The organism is Xanthobacter cornucopiae (assembly GCF_043195065.2).
In the GTDB taxonomy this organism is placed as follows: Bacteria; Pseudomonadota; Alphaproteobacteria; order Rhizobiales; family Xanthobacteraceae; genus Xanthobacter.
Genome location: NZ_CM195531.1, coordinates 2,008,760 through 2,024,147 on the forward strand (window position 1 = coordinate 2,008,760; position 15,388 = coordinate 2,024,147).

11 protein-coding genes are annotated in these 15,388 nt (G+C 63.6%); 4 read left to right on the forward strand and 7 right to left on the reverse strand.

Features of this window, described 5'->3' with window-relative positions; translation table 11 throughout:
* Positions 1-54: 54 nt before the first annotated feature.
* The 3 genes from arsH to V5F53_RS08970 form a co-directional block, all read right to left on the reverse strand.
* Entirely contained in the window at positions 55-798 is a 744-nt protein-coding gene (gene arsH / locus V5F53_RS08960; RefSeq protein WP_012169805.1) for an arsenical resistance protein ArsH, read from the reverse strand.
* Positions 799-814: 16 nt separating this feature from the next.
* The gene (locus V5F53_RS08965; RefSeq protein WP_043878999.1) at positions 815-2,062 is read right to left on the reverse strand and encodes an MFS transporter; all 1,248 of its coding nucleotides are present in this window, start codon (positions 2,060-2,062) and stop codon (positions 815-817) included.
* A gap of 91 nt (positions 2,063-2,153) precedes the next feature.
* On the reverse strand, positions 2,154-2,552 hold the full coding sequence (locus V5F53_RS08970) for a PadR family transcriptional regulator (RefSeq protein WP_244421803.1): 399 nt from the start codon (positions 2,550-2,552) through the stop codon (positions 2,154-2,156).
* A gap of 458 nt (positions 2,553-3,010) precedes the next feature.
* On the opposite strand from V5F53_RS08970, the gene V5F53_RS08975 reads away from it, so the two are divergent.
* The 3 genes from V5F53_RS08975 (at position 3,011) to V5F53_RS08985 (ending at position 10,464) form a co-directional block, all read left to right on the forward strand.
* Positions 3,011-5,506 (forward strand): ATP-binding protein, encoded by a 2,496-nt coding sequence (locus tag V5F53_RS08975; protein ID WP_332119565.1) that lies wholly within the window; start codon positions 3,011-3,013, stop codon positions 5,504-5,506.
* 443 nt (positions 5,507-5,949) lie between these two features.
* Complete coding sequence (locus V5F53_RS08980; RefSeq protein ID WP_332119564.1) at positions 5,950-7,101, forward strand: HNH endonuclease; 1,152 nt, start codon at positions 5,950-5,952, stop codon at positions 7,099-7,101.
* Between the two features lie 651 nt (positions 7,102-7,752).
* The gene (locus tag V5F53_RS08985) at positions 7,753-10,464 is read left to right on the forward strand and encodes a caspase family protein (protein ID WP_332119566.1); all 2,712 of its coding nucleotides are present in this window, start codon (positions 7,753-7,755) and stop codon (positions 10,462-10,464) included.
* Between the two features lie 3 nt (positions 10,465-10,467).
* Here the strand turns inward: V5F53_RS08985 and V5F53_RS08990 are convergent, their stop codons facing one another.
* Together V5F53_RS08990 and V5F53_RS08995 are read right to left on the reverse strand one after the other, a co-directional pair.
* Positions 10,468-11,028 carry a hypothetical protein gene (locus tag V5F53_RS08990; protein ID WP_274774090.1) on the reverse strand — a complete coding sequence of 187 codons (561 nt, stop codon included), beginning with the start codon at positions 11,026-11,028 and terminating at the stop codon, positions 10,468-10,470.
* Between the two features lie 33 nt (positions 11,029-11,061).
* A complete protein-coding gene (locus V5F53_RS08995) occupies positions 11,062-11,529 on the reverse strand; it encodes a hypothetical protein (RefSeq protein WP_274774091.1) in 468 nt (155 codons plus the stop codon).
* Between the two features lie 175 nt (positions 11,530-11,704).
* Here V5F53_RS08995 and V5F53_RS09000 point away from each other — a divergent pair, with 175 nt between their 5' ends.
* Positions 11,705-12,610: a hypothetical protein gene (locus V5F53_RS09000; protein ID WP_274774092.1), complete on the forward strand. Its 906-nt coding sequence runs from the start codon at positions 11,705-11,707 to the stop codon at positions 12,608-12,610.
* A gap of 9 nt (positions 12,611-12,619) precedes the next feature.
* Here the strand turns inward: V5F53_RS09000 and V5F53_RS09005 are convergent, their stop codons facing one another.
* Positions 12,620-13,054, reverse strand: coding sequence for a hypothetical protein (locus V5F53_RS09005; RefSeq protein WP_274774093.1), 435 nt, complete (start codon positions 13,052-13,054; stop codon positions 12,620-12,622).
* An 88-nt stretch (positions 13,055-13,142) separates the two neighbouring features.
* Complete coding sequence (locus V5F53_RS09010) at positions 13,143-15,380, reverse strand: hypothetical protein (protein ID WP_332119563.1); 2,238 nt, start codon at positions 15,378-15,380, stop codon at positions 13,143-13,145.
* Positions 15,381-15,388: the final 8 nt, after the last annotated feature.

The following is a 15,388-nucleotide window of genomic DNA, read 5'->3' on the forward strand; positions in this document are numbered from 1 at the left end:
ATCCGATCGTAGCGGAGCGTTCGGCAGGAGCGAAGCGAGCGCCCATCCTCGAGACTATCGTGATCGGATATCTGCCAAGCTGTCCTCCATCGCATGCCTGCGCGCTTCAGCCTGCTGGCGGCGCTCGGAATAGCGGTCGACGAGGTAGTCGGCTCGGCCCCGGACGAGCAGCGTGAACTTCATCAGCTCTTCCATGACGTCCACGACCCGGTCGTAATAGGCCGAGGGCTTCATGCGCCCGGCCTCGTCGAATTCCTGATGGGCCTTCGCCACCGACGACTGGTTCGGGATCGTGACCATCCGCATCCAGCGGCCGAGGACACGGAGAGAGTTCACGGCATTAAAGGACTGGGACCCCCCGCTCACCTGCATGACGGCGAGCGTGCGGCCCTGCGTCGGCCGGATGCCACCCATCTCAAGGGGCAGCCAGTCGATCTGGCTCTTGAACACGCCGGTGATGTTGCCGTGGCGTTCCGGGCTGCACCAGACCTGTCCCTCCGACCATGTGGACAGGGCGCGCAGCTCCTGCACCTTCGGGTGATCTGGAGACACGCTATCCGGCAGCGGGAGGTCGCGTGGATCGAAGATGCGGGTCTCGGCACCCATGCGTTCAAGGAGCCGAGCCGCTTCCTCGGTCAGCAGGCGGCTGTACGACCGCTCGCGCAGGGAGCCGTACAGAAGGAGGATGCGGGGTGCGTGATCGGGGACCGAGCGAGGCTCTAGAAGAGCGGCATCGGGAAGGACGAGGTGCCTCTCGTCGAGCGCGGGGAAGTCCGGGGACGAAGTCGTGTCGGTCATCACTTGAACCTTGATGTCAGATGGCTGCGCGGGACGCGCGGACGGAAAGCAGAGCGGCGCTCCAGAAGCCAATCACGAGGATGCAGGCTCCGATCACGAGCGCGATCACAACGGCATCGTATGAGCCGGTACTGGCCCAGATGGATGCGGCACCGACGGGCGCGATGGCCCGCGCGATCGTCCCCGGCGCGGCGAGCGCACCATTGACGGCCCCATAGGCTTCCCGCGTGAGCATCTCCGGGACGGCAAGGCCGCGCACGATGGTCATGATGCCGTTGGCGCCGCCGTAGAGGGCCGCCACGGCGGCGACGAGGGTGAAGCTCGGCGGAAGTGCCTGAAGGGCGAGGAGTGCCACCGGGAAGACCAGCACGACGGCACTGCCGATCAGGCGCACCGATGCTTTCGGAGCGAACACCCAGATGGCGATCCGGCCCGCGACCTGAGCGGGACCGATGATGGCCATGGCTGCGACCACCGTGCCGGTATCGAAGCCGCGCTCAATGAGCAGCGGGTAGAAGTGGAACGTGAAGGCGGAGAAGGCGGCGTAATAGGCCGTCAAGGCGATCGCTAGGGCCCAGAAGGCGGGAAGGCGCATGACCCCACGGACGATGCCGCTTCCCACCATTGCCGACGTCGCCGGGGCTGTGCGTTCGGGATGATCCGCCCGTGGATCGATGACGAGGGCATAGAGGGTGGCGCAGAGGATCAGGTTCACGCCGCCCAGCACCATGAGCGTTCCCCGCCATCCCACGGTGTCGAGCAGATGCTGGACGATGGGGATGAAGACGGTGGAGGCGAAGCCGCCCCATAGCGTGAGGGCTGTGATCCCGGCCCGTGCCCCACCGCTGCCGCTGCGCCGGGCGACGACGGCGAAGGCGGGTTCATAGAGGGTGGCGGCCTGCACGATGCCGATCCCGGCGACGCAGAGATAGAAGGGCAGGAGGGACGCGATCTGCGACCAACCGAGAAGCAGGAGGCCAGCGATCAGGGAGCCGCCGGCCATCACGAAGCGGCCATGGCCTCGGTCGATGGCCGATCCGACGGGATAGGCGGCGAAGCCCGCTAGGATCAGGCCGAGGGTGGCTGCGCCATAGGTCTCGGGCTTCGACCAGCCGAGTTCCCGCTCCATGGCCTCGGCGATGGGCGGGAAGGCATAATAGAGCGATCCCCATGAGCAAATCTGCCCGATGCCGAGGCCGGTGATGAACCAGCTTCTGCCGCTCAGGGGTGGCACGTCTGTTGTGGCTGCCGAGGTGCCGGTCATGCGTTCATTCCGGAGCCGGGAACCCGTGGAAGGCGAACAGCGCATTCCTTCATGCATCGACCATCAATGCTTCGGGGCAAATGAAGGATGGTCATGGGCAGCATGCCGGGCCGTTCCCCTCGACGAGCTTTCCGGCATCAAGCAGGCAGCGGGTGACGTCCATCCATGCCTCGACGGCGACCTTGAAGGCGGCCCGGCCCTTGTCGGTCAGGGTGTAGACTTTCCGCTCCCGCCCGGAGACGACCTCGGTCTCGACGGTGAGATAGCCGCCTTCCTCGAACTCCCGCAGCACCGGGTAGATGGTCCCCTCGGTGGGGGAACAGCAGCCGTTCGTGGTCTGCTCCACGGCGCGGGCGATGTCGTAGCCGTGCATGGCCCGCTGGTGGAGCACGCACAGGATGAAGAACTTGGACAGGCTCATCTTGATGGTGCCGTTCCAGTAGGCCCGACTGAGGAAGTCGGGCCCGGTCTTCGCTGCGGCATCAGGCATCGAGGGTCTAGGCATAGGAGCAGACCCTATGCATTGAGGGGCAATGCGTCAATCCGCGCTCAGCGCCTCCGCTGACTGTCGGTTCACTTTCGAAAAGTGGACGTCCGTTCAAGCGATGAGGTATCGCAGCGCGTGGCCGCCGGAGAATTCCGCTTTGGAGCTTCCTGGATCGTCGGCGGCGGCCGCTTTGCGCCCCCATTCCGGCCGATGAGGCAAACTCTGCCTCCGCTCGAAAGCTGATGCTGTATGACGTAGGCTAAAGCTCACTTTGCGCCCATCCCTCCCAGCCGCCGCAGTGGACGCATACTTTGCCGCAGGCGTCGTTCCGTTGCTGCTACATAGGACGTCGCTGTAGGTTGGTGAGGGCATTTCCACACAGTCGGTCGCTAGGCTTCCCGAGTCGACAAATCGCGTTTCTGTCTGGATAGTCCGCGGGAGCAAACGCGCAAGGATTCGGGATGAGCAATGCCATCGACGAGGCTTTCGGTCGGCTTCAAGGCATCGAAGCAGAGATCTTAATAGCCCTGCAGTCCGGTCCGAACGAAGCGGACACGCGTTTCAAGGCTTTGGACCGAATCCTTCTCGAGGTTATGGGATGGGAACGTGACGCCATCTTCACCGAGCCTTCGACAGACAGCGGGTTCATCGATTACCTTTTCAAGACAGGCTCGGAGAGAAACCTGTTTGTCCTGGAAGCAAAAAGGTCCGGTTTGCTAGCTCCCGAGACAAAGTCCAACGAGAAGATGACGATCGCGTTGGACGGACCCGTCGCAAAGCCAATGAAGGAGGGAATTAGGCAAGCTCTCGCATACGCAAACGAACAGGGCGTCCCGACAGCCGTCCTAACTGACGGGCTGACATGGCTTTTCTTCAGAGCATCCCGGACAGATGGGCGTCCGCCTTTGAAGGGCAAGGGGATTCTTTTTCCGTCTTGGATGGCCGTGAAAGATTACTTTGTTCCATTCACGGAGTTGATCTCACCTCGGGGCGTTCTCGATAAACGCCATATCGCGCATCTCAACGATGCAGAAGGTTATACCGTCTCGGAAGCCGAACAGCAGTATACCGTTTACCCGCCGAATGAAGCGAAGATGCGCGTACGTGATCCAATGGCCAGCGACGCGGCGGAATTGTTCGCGCAGTTCTTCTCCAGGCTGTCTAACGACCAAGATAAGGAGATGCTGCGGGATTGTTTTGTTGAGACCGCAGAAAGCCACAAAGCCGATCTAGAGCTCGAAAAAATCATCCAGAACGTGCTTAACAACGTGGCGTCGATCGCGACCGATCGGGGTGGCGTGCTTCAGGATCAGATCGAGCGGACGATGGCTACGCAGCGAGCCGAGACGGTCCTATTAATCGGCAATAAGGGCTCAGGGAAGTCGACGTTCATAGACCGATTTTTCGGCGACATCCTGCCCCAGGCACTGCGGAAAAAGTGCCTGCTCGCTCGAGTGGATCTCGCCGAAAGCACTGGCTCGGCCGCGACGGCTGTCGAGTGGTGCATCCTGCAGCTACGCAACGCTCTGGAGGACGGAATCACTGCGGGAGAGGCGCCTTCATACGAAGAGCTTCAGGGGATCTTTTTCAGCGAGTACCAGCGGATGTCCAAAGGGCCGCTCAAACATCTCTACGAGTCCGACAAAAACGCCTTCAAGATCGAGTTCGGCCGACATATCGAAGCGCGGCGCGAAACGCACGCCGACGAGTACGTTCGTCTCTTGCTGGCGCGCGCTGCTAAAGGTCACGGGCTACTACCGTGTCTGGTGTTCGATAACACGGATCAATTTCCGCTGGAGGTTCAAGATAACGTCTATCAGTTGGCGCATTCTCTCGAAAGTGCCGCGCCGATTTTCAATATCGTGCCAATCACGGATCGCTCCGTCTGGCGCCTTTCCAAGGCAGGGGCGCTTCAGAGCTATACCTCCAGAAGTTTTTATCTTCCGGTTCCGGATGCGAAGCAGATCATTTCGCGACGTGTCACATTCATCAAGAAGAAATTGAATGGCGAGAAGCCGAAGACCGAAGCTTACTTCTCAAGGCGTGGATTCAGAGTTCAGGTAAATGACATTCGGGTGATGGCTGATACTGTTGAAAAGGTTTTCGTCGACAACGATTACGTTACGGGTCTGATTGGTCGGCTCGGCAATTTTGACATCCGAAGAATGTTGAAGCTCGCCGAACGCATCTTCGTGTCGCCCGAACTCAAGGTCGACGACATCATCAAGTCATCATTCGGCGGTCCAAGCGTCACGGCAGATCGGCTGCGGACGCACCGCGCGTTGATCAAAGGCGAATATGATCGTCTCAGCGAGGTCGAGAACGACTTCGTGACCAACGTCTTTGTGACGGAACAGACCAAGCCCGGATCGCCGCTGTTGCCATTTTATTGCCTCTGGATGCTCCGGCAGAAGCTCAATGCATCAAAAGCGGGAGAGTCGGACGATCGGCACTGGCTTGCCGATGACCTCTGCTCATATTTCGATCAATGCGGAGTGCCGGTTGAGATCACACTCCGGACACTTCGTCGTATCTACAAGCGCGGCCTCGTCGAGACGCTCGATCCCAACTCGGAGGACGTCGAGTTGTCCGATCGCGTCGCTATTAAGGAAAGCGGTATCGCTCATCTCGAGCTGGTGTTGGGATCTTCCGTTTATCTTGAGCAGACCGCTTTAGTCACCGGCTTTGCAGAACTGCCCGTTCGAGACGAGATCAAAAAGCTCACGATCCAGCCCAACGCTCAGAAATTCACAGAGATCAGAGATATTTTCTTACGCTATCTTTTGAAGATAGATGCTGCGCGACTCGAAATCCCGCCGGGGAATTCCTTTGCCTCTTTGATGGAAGCCAGGAGAAGTGTCCGAGGCCGCATCGGCGAAGAGCGCCCTAGGTCGCGTCAGCAGCCGCGTGACTTTAGGCGACAGTCAAGCGGGCCCCAGGCGCGACGCCAGCCCTAAAGTTGGTCTGAGTGCCCCGCAGGGGCATTAAGGACCAGGATTCCCTTGCCGTGAGCCGCCGACTTGGCGTCGCGAGCTGACCAGACGGACTTTGCCTGATTACGGGAAGCTGGAACGGCAGCTTTATGCCGAGCACTTCCGAAAGGCAGACCGTCCGGACCCGGCTCCGGAGCTGTGGACAGAAAAGCGCCCCCATTCCGGTCGTTGATTGCGTAACGGGCGTAGCCGAAATGTGGACATCCGCAGGTCGGGGCACTGCGTCACCCTTGCGCCATTTGTAGTTCTTCGCGGGCAGTACGGAAGCGGACTCGGCGTTCTCTTGCAAAAGCAAGCTGTGCTCCATACCTCCACGGACAGGCGTTTCCGACCGCTTAGTTCCGTCAGTTCCCAGCAGGCACGGTCAGCGGCGGTCGATACTTCATCCCTTTCGGGAAATTCAGAGAATGACTAAATGCGCTATCTGCGGCAATCAAATATCGAACGACCCTACCGACCCGCACTGTGACTCGGCTGAGCACATCTTCCCCAATGCGGTCGGCGGTCAGAAAACCGTATCCGGGTTCATCTGCCGCAAATGCAACAGCGAGACCGGCGAGAGGTGGGACGCGGCGCTTGCTAAGACGATGCAGCCACTCGGCCTTTTGTTCGGCGTCCAGAGAGACAGAGGCAAGATGCCGTCGCTCAGGACCGTCACGACCACCGGCGAACGCGTTACGCTACACGCCGAAGGCGGCATAACCTTCACAAACCCGGAGTTCGAGAAGACGCGTCGACCCGACGGCTCAATCGACTACAACATCAAGGCCCGGTCTATGGGTGAAGCGCGCCGGATTCTCGAAGGACTGAGGAAGAAACTCCCTGAGCTAGATATAGAAGCCACGCTTGCGCAGGCGACGGCGGTCGAGAAATATCTCGATGGGGATTTTCACTTTGCCTTCCAGTTCGGCGGCCCCGAAGGGGGCCGTTCCATGGTCAAGACGTGTCTCGCATTTGCGTTCGCTAACGGTGTTGGCTGGCACGAGTGCGACCAGGCGACGGCTTACCTCCGCGATCCGAGCGCGAAGGCTTGCTTCGGATACTTCAGCACCCGGGACTTGGTCTCCGGCCGGAAGTCGGGCGCCCCACTTCATTGCGTCGCGCTGCGCGCTGATCCGACCACGGGCTTGGTTCTCAGCTACGCTGAGTTTTTCGGTGTGGCGCGGATCGTGGCTTGCTTGGGCGAGAAATACACCGGTCCGCCCGCCGAGTCCGCTTATGCTTTCGATCCTCGAACTGGGGAAGAATTCGAAGTTCAAGTCTCTCTGGATTTCGATCGGGCAACGATCGATGACATTTATGCTTATCGGCATAGTGACGAGCGCGCGGTCAGAGACGCGTTCTCGTCGGTTATCGGCCCGACCCTCCAGTCGCAGGCGGATGCCGAGAAAGATCGGGTCATCGGTCGCGCAGTAGACAAAGCCTTCGACGAATGCGGCGCGAAGGAAGGCGAGCGGCTGACGGAAGAACACCTCCGTAAGATCAGCCGCTCTATCGCCGAGAGCATCTCACCTTTCGCGTTACACAGCATGCGGCCGGTGCGCGGTCCTAAGAAGTAAAACGAGCGCGAGATTGCCCGATGGCGGACGTTACTAATGACCGTGACGGGTTGGTCGATTGTCAAGCTGAGTGTCCGCTTTCGCCCTGTGGATGACATACGCCGCTAGTCCGCTCCCGGCCCCGGAGCCGCCTGTCAGCAAAGCGCCGCCCAGGCCGGCCACTGATCTGGTGACAACTGCGGCCTGAAAGCGGACACTCGCGAGATGGAGGGTAAGTCCCACGGCTACGGCTCGCTCGACGAGGCCCCGGCCATAGTGATGCGCTTCTGTGCATTCAGGGTGCGTTTCCTCGCCCAGTCCGCTCGTCGCAGCATGCGGCGCCTCCCCCAGCGGAGGCGTTCGAGCGAACACTAGCCGCTGTAAGGTGAAAAAAGCGCTCTGCTCATCCTAAGCGATCTCTGGATTGAATGAGGAACAAAACCCCCGCTGATACGGATTGCTGGCGCGTCGTCCATTGGCCAAACTGAGGCATTAGGCAAGGCCATGCCGCCGAGGACATATCGGTGCTGAATGCAGTATCTATGGTTTGACGCCCCCGACAACGCCCCTACGAACGGCGGCACGCGTGCGCCCGGCGCGACGCAGGCGGGAGCGGCGATAGGGGATGGTCCAATTCAGCCTCAGACGGCCCCCGACGCCCGCTTGGCGCTGGTGATCGGAAATGGACGCTACCATCGTCAGCCATTGGCAAATCCGGTACGCGATGCCGAAGAAATCACCTGGGGCCTGGAAGGGCTCGGCTTCACGGTGCGCCTTCTGAAGAATGCGGACCTCGCCCAGATGCAGGAGGCGATCATCGCTTTCGCCGACGACGTGGACGCGGCTGGACCGTCTGCTGTCGCTTTCGTCTATTATGCGGGGCACGGCCTCCAGGCCGACGGTGTCAATGTCCTGATCCCCGTCGGCGCGGACATCTCGTCCGCCCGCCATCTTTCCGTACGGGCGGTGCCACTTGACACGATCGCCCGGGAGCTCGGCCGCTGCGCCCACAAGGCAACCGTCATCGTCCTTGATGCGTGCCGCAACACCTATGTGGGGGACCTGGCGGACGCGGTCTCGGCGACCGAAGGGCTCGCCGCGGCCAAGCTGCCCCGCCCTTCGGAACTGATCTATTCCACCGCCGCCATGGCTTCGGCACAGGACGGCTGGGGCGGGCACAGCCCGTTCGCCGTCGCGTTGACCGAGGAAATGCCGGGCCTCCTGAAACCCGGCACGCGAATCCAGGACGTGTTCGATACAGTGGCCGCGAAGGTGGCGCTGTGGACCGGAGATACCCAGACGGTCGCGGTCTATCGCGAAGGCCTGCTTCCGCCCCTCACCCTGACCGCGGAGGACGAAGCGCGGCTGCGGGATTGGAGCAAGCGGCCCTACCGCCTCAGCCGCCGGCAAATCCTGCTGAGGACTCTTGCCGGCGCGGCGGCGGCCGTGATGCTGGGGGCCGTGGCGCTGTGGTTCTCGCTCTATCCGGAGACGCGGACCGGCCTGCTGCTGCGGGCGAACCTGCTCGATCCGGCCCTGTATGACTTCACCTGTGCCCCGCCATGGGACGGGCCGGCCGACAAATATGGCCTGACACGGCGCGACTGGTGCCTGGAACTGGACGATGAAGGCAACATCGAGAAGGTACGGAACGCGGGCAAGTGGAGCGCCGTGGAGGCGGGTTTCCGGGACGGAGATCCCAAGGCCCTTGCCCTGAAGGCCGTGGAGGCGAACCTCGAAGCCTCGAAGGTCCAAGGCGCGGAGCGCCAGCACCTGATGGCGCAAGCGCGCAGCCTCGGCGGGCGGGCGGGCACCACGGATCTGCCGCGCGGACAATTGCTCGCCTGGACCCTCGGGGATCGTCTCGCGGACCTGAACGTCAATTTTGCCGATATGGTGCGCGACCTCGAATCCGCCGGCGCCAAGGGGGTGCTGGCGGCGAAGATCGGCGCACGCATCATCGCCCGGCAGTTCAACTCCACACGGCCGGGTCGCGTGCCGGCGGCGAGCGATGACGGCGTGGAGGCGGCACTGCGGGAAGCGGACCTGTCCGATCCCAGCGGGAAGACGGCCTATGGCGCTGCGGCCGCCTATCGGGGCGGCGGCGGATTGCTGACGGGCATCGAAGACCTGGCGCGCTACCGGGCATGGCTGCGCAAGGCGGCCTTCGCCGGCGTCCCGGCGGCAGCGGACGAACTGCTGACGCAGGCGGCCTCTGATCCCGAGCTCCAGCTTTCGGATGCCGAGCGCCTTCAGCTCATGACCATTGCTGCGAAGGATGACGGAACGCCCGGACTCTATTGGAAGGCGCGGTTGCAGATGCAGTCGGACGGGCGGGGCGATCCCGCAGGGCCGCCGTCGCCACGCGCCCTCGACCTCCTGTCCCAGGCCGCCGCCCAGGGCTTTCCGCCGGCGGTGGCGGACATGGCGCGCTATTATCTCTCCGACCGGGGTGGTCAGGGACCGGACCCGGAGGCGGCCATCTCGCTGCTGCGCCGTCTGAGCGCCGATGGCGATGCCCGCGCGACCCTCACCCTTGCGCACATCTTTGCCTTCGGGAGGAGATCTGCCACGGATGCGGCGCTCATCAAGCCCGACCTGGAGGAGGCTTTGAAGCTGCTGAAGACTCCGCAGCTGGCGAACGATCCGGTGGCCCTGGATCTGCGCGCGCAGATCCTGCGCTATGGTCCCGCCGCGACTCGCGACCCCTCCGGCGCGGTCGCGCTCTGGCAGATCGTGGAGCAGCGGCTTCCCTTCCCGCAAATCTCACAGAGGGCCGGCTTTGAGCTGAGCCGCGCCTGGACCGAGGCGAAGCTGGAGGCAGGCGCGGCGCCCGCTTTCACCTTTCTGAACGGTGACGCCGATGCGCCGGTGCATGTGACCGCGCTCCTCGCCGCCGACTGCGCCGACTGCCGGTTGTTCCTCAACAACACGTTGCGCCCCTTGCTGCGCGCGTTTCCCGAACGGGCGAAGGTCCGCTTCGAGATCCGCCCCATCTGGCGCGATGGAGACGATGGGACCTTCCAGGCCGCGCAGGTGGCCGCGTGCGCGGCGGATCCGGAGGTACGGTTTCGGATCTTTGGCTTCCTTCTCAGTGGCATGGAGGACTGGCTTCACCTCTCTGCCACAGCGGATCGGCTCGCCGCCTTCTCGCGCCTCATCGATCCCATCAAGGGGCGCCCGGACGACCTGCAGGCCTGCATCGGCAACTCCTCCGTTCGCGCCGCCCTGCTGCGCCAGCGCAATGCAGCCGTGCGGGATTTCGGCCCGGCTCTGCCGCAGGTCTATGTATCCGGCACGCTGGGCGACCCGGGCTCTCCGGCACAGATCGACGACCTGATCACCGGGGAGTTGAAGGCCTTCGACGCCTTTGCCGCGAAGTGATGCTCAGCCCGGCGGCACCTCGGAGCATGCGGGCCGGCGCAGCGTCGCATAGCGCCCGAGCCCGGCGACAAGCGGGATTTCACCGACACTGCGGGTCCACGTCCCATCCTTCAGAACGAGAGAGACGGTGTAGACCGCGCCCACCGGCTGCCAGTCGCTCCATTTGCCCCGAGTCCCATCCTTGCCCACCGAGATCTGGCGGCCCGCCGCCGCGCTGTAGGTCAGCACGCCCTTCCATTCGATGCCGTTGCGGCGGTCCATGTCGGAGGTCGCTTCCCGCCCATCCAGGCGCACATCGGAATACATGACGTAGATGGTGTGGCCGGACGATCGTGCTGCGGGCGCCGGGGAAAGGCTCTGGGTGAAGCCGCCAGCTGGCGGCGGCGCCACGTCGATGGCCACCACATAGTCCGATCCACACTTGGCGCGAAACGTCTCGAACGCGGCATTGGCCTGCTGCCGGGCCTCCTCCTTGGGGGAGGCCGCCGACAAGGGCGGGAGGAAGAAGCACCCGAGACCGAAAGCAAAGGTCAAGGCGGTGGCGAGATGCGGGATCATTTTCACGGCGATGGTCCTTTCCACGTTCGAGTTTCGATCTCAGCCCTTCAGGACGGCGAGATATTTGTTCCAGAAGGCGAGGAGCGGTCCGGTGAGATTGAACCGCTGGAGCGCCTGGCAGTCGTACCGCGTGAGCAGGGCGGCGGTGTCGGAGGCGCCATTGTCCAGCTCGCTCACCACCATCACCTGCATGGCGGCCGCGAGTTCGTCCTTGACCTTCTCCGCCCGGTAGGCCTGGTCCAGCCGGTCCAGGGCGGCGCTGTCCGTGGCCGAGAGAACGCCGCACGCACGGTGCACGCTGCGCGTCATGCCGATGATGTAAGCAAGGTTGCTCTTCTGAATGATGGCCGGCCGGCCCACGATCTCGTCCTCCAGCTTGCCGCTGGTGATGGCGACGATCATCTGGCGGTTCTTGACGACGATCTTCTTCCCGGCGTCTTCCGCCTGGGCGCCGGTGCCCGAAACCAGGACGAGGGCGGCGAAAGCTGCGGCGGCGAAGGTCTTCATGGCTTCATCTCCCGGTGCGGTGGATCCGCGGCGGATCCGATGGGAGAGGTGTACCGGCGCCTTCGCCTGGACGGCATTGCGGGGCGTTGCGCGATGTTGCAGGCGGTCCGTTGGCTGGACATGGCCGCGCGTTCGTCGCACTTTTGCGCCGGTTTCAATGCGAGCCGGTCAGACCATGGCGACCATACCCAACCTGTACCTGAAATGGCGGCTGTTCCGGGAACTGATCGGCGTGCCGCAATCCGACGCGCAGATCGGCTCCGTCATCTTCGGCGAGGGGCGCGACGGGGCGCAGAAATTCTCCAAGCTGCTGTATGGGGATTATGGCTGCTCGGCCGAGATCGCCGACGTGCTGGCGGATTTCATCAACCGGCGCCTGGACCTCTCGCGCAAGAGCCGGGGTCTTGCACCGCTTGGCACGGAGGGGCTTTCGCCCGCCGACCTGTCCGGCAACGTGTACGATTTTGCGCGCAGGATCGCCGAGGCAGGCGCGGTGACGGACGCCACAGCCCTCGACCGCGCGCAGGACGCCCTGCTCCAGGAGATCACCCCTGCGCCGGCCTCAACCAGCATGCCCCGCCTGGTGGTGGAGCAGTATGCGATGGGCCGGTTCTTCGAGCCGTTCGTGTCGTCGGACGATGAGGGCCCCGTGGTGTTCGTGCCCGGCAAGCATAAGGGCCGCCTCGCTGTCGTCGGCATCGATCGCGAACCCGCCATGGCCTACACCTTCCTGGTCCGCGATCCGCGCCCGGCCGGGCAGCGCAGCTGGGATCTCACGTGGGGAGAAACCCTGCGCTGGATGCCGGCGCCATCCCAGCCGCGTCTGGAGGACGGAACCCTGCCGCTCATGGCGGATGCCTTCCCCGTCTTGCCGGTGAAGGGGCGCTTCATCGCCACCTCCATCCTCGTGTGGGACCCCGCCATCCAGCCGCTGCTGGACCCGCGCGGCGCCAATCCCGCGCCCGCCGGTCTGACCGAGGAGGAAACGAGTCGCTTCCTCACCAATCTCCGGCGCCTGCAAAAGCGCCGCCCGGACAGTCTCACCGCTTGGGGCGCGGAATATTCCGTCGAGGTCCCGTGAGCGGGCCGATCATTTGACGTACCTATTGATGTCCCGCACATAATCGACCAGCAATTCCCGGGCGTTCTTCACCCCGGAATTGCTGTCCGAGCAGCCGTAAATTTCCGAGAAGGCCTTGCCATCAAGCATGCCGGGCCGGATCTGCGTGGCGACAATCTGCTGCTTTGTGGGATCGTTCACGAGCCGGTTCATGCGCTCGCCGAAGGCGTCCTCCTCGGCCTTTGTGAGGCCCGGACAACGCAGGAAGAAGGACGTGGCGAAGCCGAGGAGATAGTCGGCGCGCCGGTTGCTCTCCTCCGGCGTTATTCCGCTGAGGTCACCCGCAACCCCCATGGTGAGGCGCATCACCATGCGCAGATCCTGGAAATTGCCCTTGACCTCCTGGGCCTGCACGCCCGATGCGGCGGCGAGCAGCAGCAGTGTGGCGGGAATGATGCGCTTCATGGGACGATCTCCGTTCGTGTGACGTGACACTCGCGGCTCCGTGCTTTTGCAGCCATTGCCGCCCGTTGCCGGCGCTTGCTTCGCAAACCTAATGGAGCCACCGGCGTCTGCGCTGCTGAGACGCGGTCTTGGACACCAACCATGGCTCCAGGCGTCCATTACGGGCGACATAATCAACATTCGGCGCGATGCCGTCCTGCCCCACGAGACCACAAACCCATTGCCCGCTGCGCTCATCCCGCGCAACCAGCAAGGCATACTTATCGCCTCTGACGCGCCCATGCCGGGCCACCACCACGGACATCCTGCCACCTTGGGCCTGGACCGAACCCTTGCCGGCGCCGATGGCGACGCCCGCACCGCCGCATACCGCGACACCCGCGGCCATCACCACCGAAACCCCTCTGAGTCCGGTGGCGGTCGCCGAACCGCCGTCCCGGCTTGCGACGGCGACGCCGCGCGGCCCGGCAACAGCCTGCCCGCCTGTGATACCCCCGTGAATGCCGACCTCGTCGCCGGGGACCAATCTGCTCCAGGCGATACTACTGTAGTGATCCGAAACAGCGCGGCCGCTTTCGCAGATGGCAACGCCCTTCACGTACGCGTACGCCACACCGTGCCCGAAGGCACAAGCCATGCCCCCCCATGCCGCATGCGCTTCTCCACCGCAGATGGCCCAGCCGTACTCTCGCGCGATGGCAAGGGAGGGTTGCGCCCCAATGGCCCGGTCCCCCCGCAACACAACGACGTCCGGCTTATCGAGGGGAGGGCGTTCCGTTTCGTCCACCATCTCGGGAGGCTTGGGGACCTCCACGAAGCCGACCGGAATTCGGGCGGTTTCGCCCCGTTTAGCCAACGCCACGCGAGATCCCCATTGCGGGTCCTTGCCAAGGGCACAGAGGACGGCGAGCGCGCCGCGCAAGGTGCCACGGTAGAGCGTCGTACCCGAGCGGAATGCGACGACACCGCCCTGTTCCTGGCACACCTCGTGGGCGCCCTCCACCCGGACAAGCGCGCACGGCGCGCCAGGTTGCAAGCCGGCGTCTCCCTGGCCCCAGGGCGCGCCGAGCCACCAGCCGCCATCGGTGCGCCCCGCCTTCAGGTCGGCATCCGGAATGGCGCGGGTGAGGACGACAAGGTCCGCCTCTCCGATTGCTTCCTTGAGAATGAATGCTTCGGAATCATGGGAGAACGCCTCGTCCCACCAGGGACGTTGCGTGCCGAAGAAGGGGAAGTCCTTCGTCTCTACGGAGGGCTTTGGGCTGTCATCCGGCGGTAAATACTCCGTCTCAAGCTCGTCAACGCTATCGAAATAGCTGCGCGTGAGATCCGGGATAAGGCGAAAACCGCGCTCGGTATATTCGTAAACCGCGCCGGCGCGGACCTCTTCGGACTCTGTCGAAATGGACCTGGCGCCCCTCCATTGGCCCGCGAAGCGCTCCCGGAAGATCAGGGTGGCATTTCGCCCGAGCCATATAAGTGTGCCGGGCTCAAGCGGAGGGCGATGGATCGCGAGAGCGTCATCGCTCACGACGACAGTCTTGACGGGCATGATCGCCACCCCAATCCCCTCCGGCCCGACGAACATCTGGCCGCCAACCTGCAAGACCACCACCGATCCGCGGCCCCCTTTGACGGCACATTCGGCCTCCTGGGCTATGGCAACCCCGCTGTCCCCAACCTCTGCCATGCCGCCGCTGTCCCCAACCTCTGCCATGCCGCCGCTGCCAGCCCGCCTGACCGCCACGCCCCCATTTCCTGCTTTAGCGACACCGCCATCTCCCGCAACGGCAAGCCCATGGGACCCGGCCAGCGCGGTACCTCGTTCCCCCGCCATCGCCACGCCGAACGCACCGCATTCGGCGCTTCCATAGCGTCCCGCCTCGGCAAATCCCTCGTCCCCCGCCATGGCGACCCCGTAATCACCAGTCCGGGCCACCCCCGTCTTGTCCTGCAGGCTGCGCAGGGGCGACGATGCGGCGGCGCCTGATGTCATGGTTGTGAAGACATCAAGGGCGGTGCGCCGGTCGCCGCGATAGACCACGAAGCCGGAGCGGAAACGAACGATCCGCTCCGAAAGGGTCCCATCCTTGATGAGATCGAGCTTGGCATGATCATCCACATCCAGCTCGATCACCGCCCACAAAGGGCAGGTGAGATGAGCGAGGTAGGCCGGCCCGGACGCCTCAAGAAGTCCAGTCAGCCAGACCGGAACGGTCCCCTTGGCCGGCACAACCTCGAACCGGCCGAAGGGCGGGATCCGGAGCCACCACCCCTGGGTCACGCCGCACAGCACGTAAAAGGGGAATGTCTTTAATTCGGGCACGGAAACCT